Source organism: Sphingobacterium sp. LZ7M1 (assembly GCF_024296865.1).
In the GTDB taxonomy this organism is placed as follows: domain Bacteria; phylum Bacteroidota; class Bacteroidia; order Sphingobacteriales; family Sphingobacteriaceae; genus Sphingobacterium.
The window spans coordinates 3,808,751-3,824,295 of the sequence record NZ_CP101134.1 but is presented as its reverse complement, the minus strand read 5'-3'; the positions used below and the strand labels follow the sequence as shown (position 1 = coordinate 3,824,295).

Sequence of the window (15,545 nt, the reverse complement as noted above, 5' to 3'; positions counted from 1 at the left end):
GTAGTTGCATTTTTCAACTACCTATTTGTTATTTATAGTTACCATGCCTATCACACAGGTCTATAATCTATATCTGTCTCCAAATCGAAATTACGTTCGAAAACTAAAGAACTTGCTTGGTTTCGTACCTGGCAATGTACGCCTGTACCAAATGGCCTTCAGACATAAGTCTGTAGCGGTCATGATCAAGGATGGCGTCAAGAACAGTAACGAGCGTTTGGAATTCCTAGGCGATGCGGTTTTAGGATCGGTGGTAGCTGAATTGCTCTTCAAGCTCTATCCATACAAGGATGAGGGGTTCTTGACCGAGATGCGCTCAAAGATCGTATCCAGGGCAAACCTGAACCAACTTTCCCGTAAGTTAGGTTTTAATGAGATGATTGAATTCGATGCCCGAATGATCAGTTATCCAAACAAGCAAGGATCTCTTCTCGGAGATGCCTTTGAAGCCTTGGTAGGTGCTGTCTATCTCGACAAAGGTTACACCTTTACAAGGGAATTTCTCTTGTCTCGCATTATCAAGCCCCATGTCGATATTCAAACACTGGAAGTGACCGAAACAAACTTCAAAAGCCGCTTGATCGAATGGTGCCAACACAACAACAAAGAAATCAGCTTTATGCAGGTCGATAACCCAGAAGGTGAGTCCAATAAGATGTTTTCTGTGGTAGCTGTCGTTGATGGCGAGGAATGTGGCCTTGGACGTGACTTCAATAAAAAGAGCGCTGAAAAGATCGCTGCAGAACGCGCTTGCGAATATTTGAAGATATTCGAAGAGTAGTATTGAAATATGAGAGGTTAGATTTGAGATATCAAATCTGATAAGCCATCGTTTTTAATCATACTTATTGATTCCATTGTTTTAATGATTTGAGCATCGCAAAGATTTTGATTAGGATGATATCTCCATACTCAAATCTCAAATCTCCCATCCATTATTTCATGTCTAATGTCTATCTTTGCGGCTATGGCATCAATTAAACCATCTTTAGCAAAGGGTACTCGTGATTTTTCGCCCCTTGAAATGGATAAGCGTAATCATATTTTCAATACGTTAAAATCTATTTTCAGGAAATACGGTTATTCCGAGATCCAGACCCCTTCATTCGAGAATTTAAGTACTTTGACAGGTAAGTATGGTGATGAAGGCGACAAATTGATTTTCAAGATCTTGAATTCAGGTGACTACATGAGCAAGGCTCCAGCAGATCTGTTGGAAGCAAAGAACTCGACCAGCTTGATTTCACATATCTCTGAAAAAGCTTTGCGCTATGATCTGACCGTACCGTTTGCCCGTTATGTGGTGATGCATCAAAACGATATTGCACTTCCTTTCAAAAGATTCCAGATCCAACCGGTTTGGCGTGCCGACCGTCCGCAAAGAGGTCGTTACAGAGAATTTTACCAATGTGATGTGGATGTGGTAGGTTCTAGCTCTTTATTGAACGAAGCAGAATTTATCCTGATCTATAATGAAGCCTTGGCGAAACTGGGTCTGAAGGATTTCAACATAAAACTTAACAATAGAAAGATCCTTTCAGGAATTGCCGAAGTGGTAGGAAAACCTGAGCTGATCGTGGATATGACGGTAGCCATTGACAAACTAGACAAGATAGGTTTGGATGGGGTGAACAAAGAATTGCTTGAACGAGGATTCACGGATGAGGATTTAGCGGTCCTTAAACCGATCATCGAATTGCAAGGTTCCAATGCCGATAAGCTAGCATCCATGAAGTCCGTGCTTTCAAATTCAGAAGTAGGAATGAATGGGATCGCTGAACTTGAGGAAGTTTTCGAATACCTGAATAAATTTGGACGTGCAGATCTTCTTGAAAAGATCGTCGAAGTGGATATCACCTTGGCCAGAGGGTTGAACTATTACACAGGTTGTATTTTTGAGGTGAAAACCAATGAGGTGCAAATGGGAAGCATCGGAGGCGGTGGCCGCTATGATGACCTTACTGGGATGTTCGGGCTGAAAGACCTAACAGGGGTAGGGGTTTCATTCGGAGCAGACCGTATCTATGATGTCTTGGAAGAATTAAATCTATTCCCTCAGGAAGGTTCTGAAAGAACAAAACTGCTGATCGTTAATTTCGAAGAGTCATTAGAAGGCTATACCTTGCCTTTGCTGTATAGATTGAGAGAAGCAGGTGTTGCCGTGGAACTCTATCCAGCAGCAGTGAAGTTAAAGAAACAGATGAGTTATGCTGATTCCAAGGGAATACCTTATGTCCTTTTGGTAGGAGATGAGGAAGCAGGATCAGGTCAGTTGTCCTTGAAGAACATGGAAAGTGGTGTTCAGGAAAAATTGACCATAGAGGAGTTAATAGAAAAATTGAAATAATAGAAGCGGTCCTAAGAGACCGCTTTTTTTTGCCTTTTATTTTATCGCAAGAAACTACAGCGGCGGATAGTCCATTATGAACCCCATATATTCATTCTTGCCAATGTTTTAGTCTGTTCCATATTGGAGGAGGAGTTGCTGAGCGAGCTGCGGATTGTGGTATTATTTTGACATAATCCGTATAAAACAGTGAAATGTAAACTAAAAATTATCAAAAATCTCGTTAATATTGATTAAATTTGTGGTCAGTTTAGTAAAGAAATTCAATACTTAGAAATGAGTTCAACACCTATAACAAAAGAAACCTACCTAGAGTGGTATGAATCCATGCTGCTCATGCGCAAATTTGAAGAGAAATCTGGACAGCTTTATGGACAGCAAAAGATTCGTGGATTTTGTCACCTATACATTGGTCAAGAAGCTGTAGTAGCGGGTACCATGTCAGTGATCAAACCAGAAGATTCTTTGATTACAGCATATCGTGACCACGCCCATGCCTTGGCAAAGGGAGTGTCTGCAGATGCTTGTATGGCGGAATTGTTTGGTAAAGTTACAGGCTGTTCAAAAGGTAAAGGCGGCTCGATGCACTTCTTCTCCAAAGAACATAAGTTCATGGGAGGGCACGGTATCGTAGGAGGTCAGATTCCTTTAGGTGCAGGTATTGCTTTTGCAGAGAAATATTTAGGAACAGACAATGTAAACATCTGTTATATGGGTGACGGTGCTGTACGTCAAGGTGCTTTCAACGAGACCTTGAATATGGCGATGTTATGGAAATTACCTGTAATTTTCGTTTGTGAAAACAACGGATATGCGATGGGAACTTCTGTAAAACGTACCACAAACATGCAGGATATCTACAAAATGGGTCTTGGATTTGATATGCCAAGTGCACCTGTAGATGGTATGGATGTAGTAGCCGTTCACAACGCTATGGACGAAGCCGTTCAACGTGCTCGTGCAGGTGAAGGCCCAACTTTCTTAGAGATCCGTACTTACCGTTACAAAGGACACTCGATGTCTGACCCAGCGAAATACCGTACCAAGGAAGAGTTGGAAGAATACAAAGAAAGAGATCCAATTATTGCTGTAAAGCATGCTATTGTTGAGAATAAATATGCTGATCAAGCTTGGTTTGATGAAGTAGAAGCAAAAGTGAAGAAAATCGTTGATGAATCAGTGAAATTTGCTGAGGAGTCTCCATACCCAGATGCTTCTGACATCTACAAAGACGTTTATGTACAAGAGGACTATCCTTTTGTCATGGATTAATTAATGATAATTACTTTAACTAAAATAGAACATTCCTAAACGATGGCTGAAGTAGTAAGAATGCCAAAAATGAGCGACACCATGACTGAAGGTGTAATCGCTAAATGGCACAAAAAAGTTGGTGATAAAGTAAACTCAGGAGACCTTATTGCAGAGGTTGAAACTGACAAAGCGACAATGGACTTCGAATCATACCAAGAAGGTACTTTGTTGTATATCGGCCCTAAAGAGGGAGATGCAGTTCCAATTGATTCTGTAATTGCGGTGTTAGGTGAAGAAGGTGAAGATTACGAATCTCTGATCAAAGGAGATGGTGCTGCTGCTGAGAAGAAAGAAGAGCCAAAAGAAGAATCCAAAAAAGAAACTAAAGAAGATAAAACTGAAGAAGCTGCTCCAGCTGATTCAGGAAGCAATGTAACGGCAGAAGACTTAGGTGTTACTGTTATTACCATGCCTTTATTGAGTGATACCATGACTGAAGGGGTAATCGCTCAATGGAACTTCAAAGTAGGGGATACCATTAAATCAGACGATGCTATTGCGGACGTAGAAACTGATAAAGCGACTATGGAAGTTACGGCTTATGCTGATGGTACCTTGTTATATGTTGGTCTAGAAGCTGGACAAGCTGCGAAAGTAAATGATATCATTGCTATCGTAGGTCCTGCAGGAACCGATGTAACGCCTTTGTTGAACCAAAAATCTTCAGCAGGTACCAAATCTGAATCTAAGAAAGAAGAAGATAAACCAGCTGTTCAAGAAAGCAAGTTTGATGCACCTGTTGCTGCATCCTCTTCATCAAGTGATTCAAGAATCAAAGCTTCTCCTTTAGCTAAGAAAATTGCTAAGGAAAAAGGTATTGACTTGAGCCAAGTGAAAGGTTCTGCAGAAAACGGACGTATCGTAAGAAAAGACGTTGAAAACTTCAAACCTTCTGCAGCACCTGCTGCTTCGGCTTCCGCTGCACCAGCTGCCGAGTCTGAAGCAAAAACAATCAGCTTACCTCAATTTGTTGGCGAAGAGCGTTTCACTGAGAAACCTGTTAACCAAATGCGTAAAACGATTGCTCGCAGATTGTCTGAGTCATTGTTCACTGCTCCACACTTCTACCTGACTATCAGTGTAGATATGGACAATGCAATGGCTGCACGCGCGCAGATCAATGAGGTAGCTCCAGTGAAAGTTTCATTCAACGATATCGTTGTAAAAGCGGTAGCCGTTGCCTTGAAACAACACCCTAACGTGAACTCATCTTGGTTAGGTGATAAGATCCGTTACAACGAGCATACAAACATTGGTGTAGCCATGGCTGTTGAAGATGGTCTATTGGTTCCAGTGGTTCGTTTTGCTGACGGTAAATCACTATCCCATATCTCTGCTGAAGTGAAAGACTTTGCACAAAAAGCAAAAGCTAAAAAACTACAGCCTTCAGATTGGGAAGGATCAACTTTCACTGTTTCTAACTTAGGTATGTTTGGTATCGATGAATTCACATCGATCATCAACTCACCTGATGGCGCTATCCTTTCGGTAGGTGCTATCCAACAGGTTCCGGTTGTGAAAAACGGAGCTGTTGTCCCTGGAAACATCATGAAGTTGACATTAGGTTGTGACCACCGCGTAGTCGATGGTGCTACCGGTGCTCAATTCCTTCAAACTCTAAAAGGACTTATCGAAGCTCCGATCCGTTTATTAGCGTAATCGAAGCATCCATAAAAACACAAAAGCCAGCAGATCTTGCTGGCTTTTGTGTTTATACTGCCCTCCATCATAAAGAACATAACTCCTAAAATGTCTTTCCTTATTTTTTGCCGAATTGCAATAAGTGAAAAATTGAACCGTTTACTAATTATCAGGAATTAATATCGATAATGGGGCAATACTTTAATGTAACTATAGTTTTATCAAAAGAAAGCTAATTTTTATTGTAAATTGTCACAATATATAGTAATTTGTCTTGATAATCATTAGAGATTATAAGCATTAAAAGAATCAGATTAGGAGCGTGTCAATAAAAAATTTATTATTCGTATTGGGGTTGGGGACATTTGCGATGTTCTCCTGTTCTTCGCCAGAAGCAAAACAAAAAGAGATAAAAATAGATCAGGCCAAAAAAGATAGTGTAGCACTGATTTATGATTCCACAAAAGCAGATAAGCAGATTGATGCTTTCATGCAAAACCTACACAAGAAATCCGCATTTAACGGGAATGTATTGGTAGCCAAAAAAGGAAAGATTCTTTACCAGAATTCCTTTGGTTGGGCAGATTACCTTTTGAAAGATAGCCTGAACATCAATTCGCAGTTCGAGCTGGCTTCTGCGTCCAAGCCTATCACGGCATTAGGCGTGATGAAGCTGGTGCAGGAAGGAAAGCTGAAGATGGAAAATACCGTCAACGATTTCTATCCTGACTTCCCATATCCTGGGATTACCATTGCCCAACTGCTATCTCATCGTTCGGGATTGCCAAACTATGTTTACTTTTCGGAGGAAGCATGGCCAGACCGCAAGAAACCGATGTCCAATCAGGATGCTATGAGCTTATTGATCGAAAAACACCCTAACCGCTACGGAGCACCAGATGGCAGGTTCCATTACAATAACTCAAACTTCATGGTCCTTGCATCGATTATTGAAAAAGTAACGGGGAAAGACTTTGCAGTTTATATGAAGGAAAATATCTTCGATCCTGCAGGGATGAAGCATACAGCGGTATATTCTACTGCCGTGTACGAGAAAACTCCTTCCAATGTAATGGGACATGATAAGGTATGGCGTCGTTCGGTAGTGCGAAATTATTTAGATGGTCCGGTCGGTGACAAGGGTATTTACAGTACCGTCCAGGATATGTACCTATTGGACAGGGCAATCAATGAAGGCCGTTTGGTGAACAAGACCACTCTTGATTCGATGTATTTGCCTAGAAGCGATGCAAAACGCAGCCTATTCAGTTATGGTTACGGTTGGCGTACCTTTAGTCCGCCCGAAAATCCTATCGTCTATCATACGGGTTGGTGGCATGGCTTCAAGAGCCTTTATGTGCGCGACCTGAAAAACGATGTGACCATTGTTTTGTTAACAAATATGGCAAATGGCAGTTTGAATCACCTCGATGATTTGTATAAAATCTTAGAAATGCCTATTTTGAGACAAAATGCATATAACTCAAGTGGAGAATTAGTAAATTAAGAAAACCTAACAACAATATATGAAAAAGACCTTGATTTTAGGTGCGAGTACCAACCCGGCAAGATATTCGTATTTGGTTGCCAATAAATTGGCTAGAAAAGGACATCCAATCGTGAATGTTGGACGTAAAACTGGGAAAGTTGCTGGCGTAGAGATCGAACCTGCAGAGGACATTCATACTGACATAGATACGATGACCTTATATGTAGGTCCGCAAAATCAGCCTCAATACTATGATTATATCTTGAAGACCAAGCCGAAGCGTATTATTTTCAATCCAGGTGCAGAAAATGCAGAGCTAGCTGACAAAGCTAGAGCCAATGGGATTGAAGTCGTAGAAGCTTGTACTTTAGTGATGCTGAATACAGGACAATACTAATCCAGAACTTAAAGATTTATTAAGAGGACAATGATTTTTCATTGTCCTTTTTTATTGGATTTTTCCAGGTCATGGTCGGGTCTCATTCGAGGCATGTTCGGGAAATCTTGCAGTTTGCTCCGAATATACGATCGATTTGGCTTCACTCATTTTGCGAAAATTCCGAATGTGTCCCGAACAAGGTCCAAATCTAGTCGAGGGTGCTTGATGGATACTGAAATCTTAAATAAGTATAGGCATGGAAACCATGGGAAAGTTCCTTGAATTTAGTTCGATTTGACCCAATATGAAAACGTTGTAGTAAATAATTGTTATTTTTTGTTTTTATATGAGTATTTTGTTATTCCTAAAGAATTACAATTTATAAAAAACCGTAGATATGAAAGGCCTATTTTCAACCTTAGCCGTTTGCTTGATTTCATTGCAGGTTTCAGTCGGGCAGGAGCATGACCTGAAACTGAGTTCCAAATTTATTGATGATCAGCTTAAGGCTTCCGCTGAACAATACCAAAATTTAGTTTCCGTTGTTCCTGAGCATAAATTTCCAAAAACTTTTGAAGCTGGCAAGCAAGAATTCTCCAATTCTGGTTGGTGGTGTTCTGGATTTTACCCCGGCACCTTACTTTACCTTGGAGAAGCTACCTCGGATCCTAAACTCAAACAGGCAGGCCTTGATAAGTTAAAGGATCTCGAAAAAGAACAGTTCAATAAAGGGACCCACGATTTAGGCTTTATGCTTTTCTGTAGTTTTGGAAATGCATTGAGATTGACAGGTGACAGTAGCAAATACCAGCCGATCCTGAAGAATGGAGCCGAATCATTGAGCAGCCGCTTTAACCCGACGACCAAGACCATCCGTTCCTGGGACCATAATGTTTGGAAATTCCCCGTGATCATTGACAATATGATGAACCTAGAGTTCCTGATGCAGATGGCAAAGACCACCGGCAACAAAAAATATTCCGATATAGCGATCACCCATGCAAACACAACCATCAAGAACCATTTCCGTAAGGATAACAGTTCTTACCATGTGATCGATTATGATCCTCAGACAGGATCTGTGCTTGCCAAGCAAACCGCACAGGGCGCGGCTGATGAGTCCGCATGGGCGAGGGGACAGGCTTGGGGTCTGTATGGCTATACGATGATGTACAGGGAAACCAAGGATAAGGCCTATTTAGATCAGGCGAAAAAGATTGCGGATTATATATTGAAGAGCCCTAACCTTCCGGAAGACCTGGTTCCGTATTGGGATTTTGATAAGGATAAGATTCCTGCGGACAATAAAACCTATTCCAGGAGAAGCCTGAGGGATGCCTCAGCTGCAGCGATCACGGCATCGGCATTGATCGAGCTCTCCCAATATACCAAGGGCAAAGAATCGACAACGTATCTGCGCAAGGCAGAAGGCATGCTTAAAAGTTTGTCTTCTAGCGCATATTTTGCGAAGAAGGGCACGAATGGAGGCTACTTATTGGAACATAGCGTAGGGGCATTGCCATTGGATTCAGAGGTTGATGTACCCTTGACCTATGCGGACTATTATTATGTAGAAGCCTTGGTTCGGTATCAGCGACTTTTGGATGGAGGCCCTGCCATAAAAATATAAAAAGCAGAATATTTGGAGCCCCGGAAAAAAACCGGGGCTATTTTTTTTAAAAATAATTGACTAACTGTTTGATAGTTATAAAATTGTTTGTACTTTTGCAGTCCCTAAATGGGGAATTGTGTCTTGAGCGAAGCCCTACTGCTTCGATGGACGTTTAATTAATTAATTTATAACATGTCAGGAATTATTGGTAAAAAAGTAGGAATGACCAGCCTGTTCAATGCTGAAGGGAAGAATATCCCTTGTACAGTAATCGAGGCTGGGCCGTGCGTGGTTACGCAGATACGTACGGAAGAGAAGGATGGTTATTCGGCAGTTCAACTTGGCTTTGATGAAGCTAAGGAAAAGAACACGACGGCTCCTCTAAAAGGACATTTTGCAAAGGCAGGAGTTAGTCCTAAGCGTAAACTAGTTGAATTCAAAACTTTCACAGATGAGAAACAACTAGGAGACATCGTTGATGTTACTTTATTTGAAGAAGGCGAGTACGTAGATGTAGTCGGTACTTCAAAAGGTAAAGGATTTCAAGGTGTAATGAAGCGTCATGGCTTTGGTGGTGTAGGTGGTGCGACTCACGGTCAGCACAACAGACTACGTGCACCGGGTTCATTGGGAGCTTCATCTTGGCCTTCAAGAGTATTCAAAGGAATGCGTATGGCGGGTCGTACAGGTGGCGAGAGAGTAAAAGTTCAAAACTTACAGATTTTGAAAGTTTACGCAGAACAAAACCTAATTGTTGTTAGTGGTTCCGTACCAGGAGCTAAGGGTTCATATGTAATCGTAGACAAATAGTAGAGATGGAAGTTAAAGTATTAAATTTATCAGGAAAAGAAACAGGTGCCAAGGTGCAACTTCCTGAGTCAGTATTCGGTGTAAAGCCAAGCGACCATGCGATCTATTTAGATGTGAAACAATACTTAGCGAACCAACGCCAAGGTACACACAAATCAAAACAACGTAATGAGATCGCGGGTTCAACTCGTAAATTACACAAACAAAAAGGAACAGGTGGTGCTCGTGCGGGTTCTATCAAATCTCCATTGTTTAACGGTGGTGGTCGTGTATTCGGTCCTCAACCTCGTGACTATAGCTTCAAATTGAACAAAAAATTAAAGCAATTAGCACGTAAATCTGCATTATCTTACAAAGCACAAGAGAACAATGTTGTGGTATTGGATGAAGTTAACTTCGATTCGATCAAAACTAAGAACTACGTTGCTTTAGTTAATGCGTTAAACCTTGCTGACGAGAAAACTTTATTAGTATTGCCAGCATACAATAACAATGTTTATTTATCAAGCAGAAACTTGAAGAAAGCAAAAGTTATCGTAGCATCAGATTTGAATACATATGATGTATTGAACGCTACGAAATTATTGTTAACTGCTGATTCTGTTAAAACTTTGGAGGAAGCATTCGCTAAATAATATGGAGATTATCAAAAAACCTATTTTAACTGAGAAAGCTTCATTGTTAACGGAAAAATTAAACCGTTACGCTTTCAAAGTAGATCATAGAGCAAACAAGATTCAAATCAAAGCTGCAGTAGAGCAAATGTTTGGTGTTACTGTATTAGCAGTAAACACAGCAGTTGTTGCAGGTAAGGCAAAAAGCCGTTACACTAAAGCAGGATTTGTATCCGGAAGAAGCCCTAAATATAAAAAGGCCATCATTACAGTTAAAGATGGTGAAACTATTGACTTTTACAGTACACTATAATAAGAAATGGCAGTTAAAAGATTCAAACCGGTTACCCCTGGTACTCGCTTCAGAGTAGGTGCTGATTATTCAGACGTTACAACTAACGTACCTGAGAAATCATTAGTAGTTAGCATCAAGAAATCAGGTGGTCGTAATAACTCCGGTAAAATGACTATGCGTTACATCGGTGGGGGACACAAAAAATCATACCGATTAATAGATTTCAAACGCGATAAAAAAGATATCCCTGCAAAAGTTGCTACCATTGAGTACGATCCAAATCGTACTGCACGTATTGCTTTATTGCACTACGCAGATGGAGAGAAACGTTACATCATTGCACCAGCTGGATTAACAGTAGGTCAGACAGTGATTGCAGGCGAATCAGTAGCCCCAGAAGTAGGTAATACTATGCCATTGGCAAACATCCCATTGGGTTCGATCATCCACAACATTGAGTTGAATCCAGGACAAGGTGGTTCCATTGCACGTTCAGCAGGTACATATGCACAATTGTCTGCACGTGATGGTAAGTATGCTATTATCAAATTGCCTTCAGGCGAGACTCGTATGATTTTATTGACATGTGTTGCTACGATCGGTTCGGTATCGAACGCAGAGAAAGCAAACCAAGTATTGGGTAAAGCAGGTCGTAAACGTTGGTTAGGTCGTCGTCCTAGAGTTCGTGGTGTTGCGATGAACCCGGTTGATCACCCTATGGGAGGTGGTGAAGGACGTTCATCAGGAGGTCACCCACGCTCACGCACAGGTGTATTAGCTAAAGGCTACAAAACACGCTACAAGAAGAAAACATCGAATCGTTACATCATTGAGAGAAGGAAAAAATAATGGCTCGTTCAATTAAAAAAGGTCCTTATATCGATCACAACTTAGAAAGAAAAGTTCTTTCTATGAATGAAACAAACAAGAAATCAGTAATCAAAACTTGGTCTCGTAGATCAATGATTTCACCTGATTTTGTTGGTCATACCTTCGCAGTGCACAACGGGAATAAATTCATTCCGGTTTATGTAACAGAAAATATGGTTGGTCACAAGCTTGGTGAATTTGCGCCTACGCGTACTTTCAGAGGCCACGCAGAAAAGAAAAAATAATAGGTAATGGAAGCAACAAAAAAACTCAAAAAGTCTGTTTTAATTAAGCAGCGCAAGGAGCAGGCAAAAGCTCAAGTAGGAGGAGCTTCTACTGCCAAGTTATTGAATTGCCCTACTTCACCTCGTAAGATGCGTCTAGTAGTGGATCTTATCCGTGGACAGAAAGTAGAGAACGCTCTTTACATCCTTAAACATTCAGGAAAAGAAGCTTCAATCCGCGTTGAGAAATTATTATTATCAGCGATCAAGAACTGGGAAGCTCACAACGAAGGTTCTTCAGTAGAAGACGGTGGATTGTTTGTTAAGGAAGTATCTGTAGGTGGCGGTCGTCAATTGAAGAGATTACGTCCAGCACCACAAGGTCGTGGCTATAGAATTCGCAAGCGTTCAAACCATGTAACTTTGGTAGTAGACAGTATTAATAACGTTAACAACTAATTATATTAAGAATGGGACAAAAAGCAAATCCAATAGGTAGCAGATTAGGAATCATCAAAGGATGGGATTCTAATTGGTTCGGAGGCAACAACTATTCTGATAAGTTGGTTGAGGACGAAAAAATAAGAAAATATCTTTCTGTACGTATCGCAAAAGGCGGTGTAGCAAAAGTTGTTATTGAGAGAACGTTGAAACGTATCACTGTAACGATCCATACTGCACGTCCAGGAATCGTAATTGGTAAAGGTGGTCAAGAAGTTGATAAGATCAAAGAAGAGTTAAAGAAATTAACTAAGAAAGATGTTCAGATCAACATTTTTGAGATCAAACGCCCAGAATTAGACGCAAAACTAGTTGCAGAAGGCATTGCTAAGCAATTAGAGGCACGTATTTCATTCCGTCGTGCAATGAAGACTGCGATTGCATCTACAATGCGTATGGGAGCAGAAGGTATCAAGGTAATGTGTTCAGGTCGTTTAGGTGGTGCTGAGATGGCACGTACCGAGCAGTACAAAGAAGGAAGAACTCCTCTACACACATTGCGTGCAGATATCGATTATGCATTAGCAGAAGCATTGACAACTTACGGTAAGATTGGCGTAAAAGTTTGGATCTGTAAAGGTGAAGTTTACGGTAAGAGAGATTTATCTCCAAACATTGGTCAAGCATCAGGCGTAAAATCACGTGGTGGCAACGAAGGTGGTGATAACAACAACCGTCGTGACAACCGTGGAGGTCGCGGTGGAAACCGTGGCGGACGCCGTGACAACAACCGTGGAGGTAAAAGAGATTAATTAATAACAAGATTTAGATTATCTGTTCAACAGATTTAAAAAAATACGAACATGTTACAGCCAAAAAGAACGAAGTTCAGAAAGATGCAGAAAGGCCGCATGAAAGGTAATGCCACTCGTGGAGCGGAATTAGCTTTCGGATCTTTCGGTATCAAATCAATGGAACCAGCATGGATCACAAGCCGTCAGATTGAGGCAGCTCGTATTGCGGTAACACGTTATATGAAGCGTGAAGGACAAGTTTGGATCCGCATTTTCCCTGACAAACCTGTTACCAAGAAACCTGCAGAGGTACGTATGGGTAAAGGTAAGGGTGCTCCAGAATATTGGGTAGCCGTAGTGCGCCCAGGCCGTATGTTATTTGAGGCAGAAGGCGTTCCATTGGAAATCGCTAAAGAAGCATTACGCTTAGCTGCACAAAAATTACCGGTTCAAACGAAATTTGTGATACGTAGAGATTACGTTGAAGCATAATAATCGTCGGTAATGTCAAGAGTTCAGCCTTACTGCCGTTACCAGTAAGGCCGTTTAACACTCGAGATAACCCGGCACAACAAATTGAAAAATGAAAAATTCAGAAATCGTAGAATTATCAACTGAGGATTTAACAGCTCGTCTTGCTGAAGAGAAAGCTGCCTTGAACAAATTGAAATTTGCACATGCTGTTTCTGCTATTGAGAATCCAAACGTGATCAAAGCAGCTCGCAAAACTATCGCTCGTATCTCTACCGAGATTTCAAAGCGTACTAATGCAGCAAAATCTGAAACAGCCGCTGAGGCATAAAATTAAAGTCGAAATGGAAAGAAATTTAAGAAAAACAAGAATCGGCTTAGTAGTTAGCAACAAGATGGACAAATCTATCGTAGTGGCTGTTGAACGTAAAGTAAAGCACCCTATTTACGGTAAATTCGTTAAGAAAACTACTAAATTTAAAGCTCATGACGAACAAAATACCTGCGGTATCGGCGATACGGTATTAATTATGGAGACACGTCCGCTGAGTAAAACTAAGAACTGGAGATTAGTAGAAATTTTAGAAAGGGCTAAATAATGGTACAACAGGAATCAAGACTAAATGTAGCTGACAACAGCGGAGCTAAAGAAGTTTTAGTAATCCGTGTGTTAGGCGGTACGCGCAAGCGTTATGCATCTATCGGTGATAAAATTGTTGTTACCGTTAAGAGCGCACTACCTTCAGGAAACGTGAAAAAAGGATCAGTTTCAAAAGCAGTTGTAGTACGTACGAAAAAAGAGATCCGTCGTAAAGATGGTTCTTACATTCGCTTCGATGACAACGCTGCAGTATTGTTAAATAATAACGATGAACCACGCGGAACACGTATCTTCGGCCCAGTTGCCAGAGAATTGCGTGAGAAACAGTTCATGAAAATTGTATCATTAGCACCGGAGGTTTTATAATTATGGCAAAGAAAACAAACAAAACTACTCACAAGATCAAGATCAAAAGTGGAGATTTAGTGAAAGTTATCGCTGGTAACTCTAAAGGTGTTCAAGGTAAAGTATTACAAGTTATTTTTGAAACTAACAGAGCGGTTGTTGAAGGCGCTAACATTGTTAAGAAACACACTAAACCTAGCGCAGCTAACCCGAACGGTGGTATCATCGAGAAAGAAGCTGCAATCAACATCTCTAACTTAGCTTTAATCGATCCTAAGACAGGTAATCCTACCCGTGTTGGACGTAAAGTTAATGCAGATGGTAAAATAGTTCGTTACGCAAAAAAATCAGGGGAGGAAATTAAATAATGACTTACGTACCAAGATTAAAAGCGAAATATGCGGAAGATATCCGTACAGCGCTTAAGGAAAAATTCCAGTATAAGAGCGTTATGCAAGTTCCTAAACTGGAGAAAATCGTAGTATCACAAGGTATTGGTGCCGCTACAGCAGACAAGAAATTGATCGACAACTCTATCACAGAATTGACGACGATCACTGGTCAGCAAGCAGTTCCTACGAAATCCAAGAAAGATATCTCGAACTTCAAATTGCGTAAAGGTATGCCAATTGGTGCTCGCGTAACTTTACGTGACAACAATATGTACGAATTCTTAGATCGTTTAATCGCGGTTTCTTTACCACGTATCCGTGACTTCCGTGGAATCAACGATAAAGGATTTGATGGACATGGTAACTACAATTTGGGTATTACTGAGCAGATCATCTTCCCTGAGATCAACATTGACAAGATCAACAAGATCCAAGGTATGGATATCACTTTCGTAACTTCAGCTAAGAACGATATCGAAGCTTTAGAATTATTGAAACAATTCGGTTTACCATTCAAAAACCAAAACACGAATAACAATGGCTAAAGAAGGATTAAAAGCACGCGAAGTAAAGCGTCAGAAATTAGTAGCAAAATTTGCAGAGAAACGTGCGGCTTTAAAAGCAGCAGGTGATTATGCAGCTTTAGATAAATTACCAAAGAATGCGTCACCAGTAAGATTGCACAACCGTTGTAAATTAACTGGACGTCCAAAAGGATATATGCGTCAATTCGGTATCTCCCGTGTAACATTCCGTGAGATGGCCTTAGACGGAAAAATCCCGGGAGTGAAAAAAGCTTCTTGGTAATCAAAAAAATATAATTACTTTTGCCCGGATAAACCACGAACTGTGGTTTATCGGGTTTTTTTTGCAATGCAATATTTTAACCGATAAAAGGTCTGTGGC

The 15,545-nt window shown here is 40.8% G+C and carries 21 protein-coding genes; all 21 read left to right on the top strand.

The window, feature by feature from the left end; translation table 11 throughout:
- Nucleotides 1-43 precede the first annotated feature (43 nt).
- The 21 genes from rnc (at nucleotide 44) to rpsN (ending at nucleotide 15,446) form a co-directional block, all read left to right on the top strand.
- A complete protein-coding gene (gene rnc, locus NMK93_RS16455) occupies nucleotides 44-781 on the top strand; it encodes a ribonuclease III (RefSeq protein ID WP_185213303.1) in 738 nt (245 codons plus the stop codon).
- 186 nt (nucleotides 782-967) lie between these two features.
- Nucleotides 968-2,347 carry a histidine--tRNA ligase gene (gene hisS / locus NMK93_RS16450; RefSeq protein ID WP_254529631.1) on the top strand — a complete coding sequence of 460 codons (1,380 nt, stop codon included), beginning with the start codon at nucleotides 968-970 and terminating at the stop codon, nucleotides 2,345-2,347.
- Nucleotides 2,348-2,623: 276 nt separating this feature from the next.
- A complete protein-coding gene (gene pdhA, locus NMK93_RS16445) occupies nucleotides 2,624-3,619 on the top strand; it encodes a pyruvate dehydrogenase (acetyl-transferring) E1 component subunit alpha (RefSeq protein ID WP_093100421.1) in 996 nt (331 codons plus the stop codon).
- Between the two features lie 42 nt (nucleotides 3,620-3,661).
- Entirely contained in the window at nucleotides 3,662-5,320 is a 1,659-nt protein-coding gene (locus tag NMK93_RS16440; RefSeq protein WP_254529629.1) for a pyruvate dehydrogenase complex dihydrolipoamide acetyltransferase, read from the top strand.
- Between the two features lie 304 nt (nucleotides 5,321-5,624).
- On the top strand, nucleotides 5,625-6,809 hold the full coding sequence (locus tag NMK93_RS16435; protein WP_308214546.1) for a serine hydrolase: 1,185 nt from the start codon (nucleotides 5,625-5,627) through the stop codon (nucleotides 6,807-6,809).
- Between the two features lie 19 nt (nucleotides 6,810-6,828).
- A complete protein-coding gene (locus NMK93_RS16430; RefSeq protein ID WP_185217651.1) occupies nucleotides 6,829-7,188 on the top strand; it encodes a CoA-binding protein in 360 nt (119 codons plus the stop codon).
- 379 nt (nucleotides 7,189-7,567) lie between these two features.
- A complete protein-coding gene (locus NMK93_RS16425; protein ID WP_185213307.1) occupies nucleotides 7,568-8,800 on the top strand; it encodes a glycoside hydrolase family 88 protein in 1,233 nt (410 codons plus the stop codon).
- Nucleotides 8,801-8,974: 174 nt separating this feature from the next.
- Nucleotides 8,975-9,592, top strand: a complete 618-nt coding sequence (gene rplC, locus NMK93_RS16420; protein ID WP_093100415.1) for a 50S ribosomal protein L3 — start codon at nucleotides 8,975-8,977, stop codon at nucleotides 9,590-9,592.
- Nucleotides 9,593-9,597: 5 nt separating this feature from the next.
- On the top strand, nucleotides 9,598-10,227 hold the full coding sequence (rplD, locus tag NMK93_RS16415) for a 50S ribosomal protein L4 (RefSeq protein ID WP_093100413.1): 630 nt from the start codon (nucleotides 9,598-9,600) through the stop codon (nucleotides 10,225-10,227).
- A gap of 1 nt (nucleotide 10,228) precedes the next feature.
- The gene (gene rplW / locus NMK93_RS16410) at nucleotides 10,229-10,519 is read left to right on the top strand and encodes a 50S ribosomal protein L23 (protein ID WP_093100412.1); all 291 of its coding nucleotides are present in this window, start codon (nucleotides 10,229-10,231) and stop codon (nucleotides 10,517-10,519) included.
- 6 nt (nucleotides 10,520-10,525) lie between these two features.
- Nucleotides 10,526-11,350 (top strand): 50S ribosomal protein L2, encoded by an 825-nt coding sequence (rplB, locus tag NMK93_RS16405; RefSeq protein ID WP_093100410.1) that lies wholly within the window; start codon nucleotides 10,526-10,528, stop codon nucleotides 11,348-11,350.
- Complete coding sequence (gene rpsS / locus NMK93_RS16400) at nucleotides 11,350-11,616, top strand: 30S ribosomal protein S19 (RefSeq protein WP_002997495.1); 267 nt, start codon at nucleotides 11,350-11,352, stop codon at nucleotides 11,614-11,616. Before rplB ends, rpsS begins: the two co-directional genes overlap by 1 nt.
- Before the next feature lie 6 nt (nucleotides 11,617-11,622).
- Nucleotides 11,623-12,054, top strand: a complete 432-nt coding sequence (rplV, locus tag NMK93_RS16395; protein ID WP_093100409.1) for a 50S ribosomal protein L22 — start codon at nucleotides 11,623-11,625, stop codon at nucleotides 12,052-12,054.
- Between the two features lie 11 nt (nucleotides 12,055-12,065).
- Nucleotides 12,066-12,848: a 30S ribosomal protein S3 gene (rpsC, locus tag NMK93_RS16390; RefSeq protein WP_094257904.1), complete on the top strand. Its 783-nt coding sequence runs from the start codon at nucleotides 12,066-12,068 to the stop codon at nucleotides 12,846-12,848.
- 51 nt (nucleotides 12,849-12,899) lie between these two features.
- Nucleotides 12,900-13,322 carry a 50S ribosomal protein L16 gene (gene rplP, locus NMK93_RS16385; protein ID WP_094257903.1) on the top strand — a complete coding sequence of 141 codons (423 nt, stop codon included), beginning with the start codon at nucleotides 12,900-12,902 and terminating at the stop codon, nucleotides 13,320-13,322.
- Nucleotides 13,323-13,413: 91 nt separating this feature from the next.
- Nucleotides 13,414-13,632: a 50S ribosomal protein L29 gene (gene rpmC, locus NMK93_RS16380; protein WP_185213308.1), complete on the top strand. Its 219-nt coding sequence runs from the start codon at nucleotides 13,414-13,416 to the stop codon at nucleotides 13,630-13,632.
- Between the two features lie 13 nt (nucleotides 13,633-13,645).
- The gene (gene rpsQ, locus NMK93_RS16375; RefSeq protein WP_013665010.1) at nucleotides 13,646-13,900 is read left to right on the top strand and encodes a 30S ribosomal protein S17; all 255 of its coding nucleotides are present in this window, start codon (nucleotides 13,646-13,648) and stop codon (nucleotides 13,898-13,900) included.
- On the top strand, nucleotides 13,900-14,268 hold the full coding sequence (rplN, locus tag NMK93_RS16370) for a 50S ribosomal protein L14 (RefSeq protein WP_002997484.1): 369 nt from the start codon (nucleotides 13,900-13,902) through the stop codon (nucleotides 14,266-14,268). The genes rpsQ and rplN overlap by 1 nt, the downstream gene beginning before the upstream one ends.
- A gap of 35 nt (nucleotides 14,269-14,303) precedes the next feature.
- A complete protein-coding gene (gene rplX / locus NMK93_RS16365) occupies nucleotides 14,304-14,615 on the top strand; it encodes a 50S ribosomal protein L24 (protein WP_254529666.1) in 312 nt (103 codons plus the stop codon).
- A complete protein-coding gene (gene rplE / locus NMK93_RS16360) occupies nucleotides 14,615-15,184 on the top strand; it encodes a 50S ribosomal protein L5 (protein WP_185213309.1) in 570 nt (189 codons plus the stop codon). Before rplX ends, rplE begins: the two co-directional genes overlap by 1 nt.
- On the top strand, nucleotides 15,177-15,446 hold the full coding sequence (gene rpsN, locus NMK93_RS16355) for a 30S ribosomal protein S14 (protein WP_093100399.1): 270 nt from the start codon (nucleotides 15,177-15,179) through the stop codon (nucleotides 15,444-15,446). The genes rplE and rpsN overlap by 8 nt, the downstream gene beginning before the upstream one ends.
- Nucleotides 15,447-15,545: the final 99 nt, after the last annotated feature.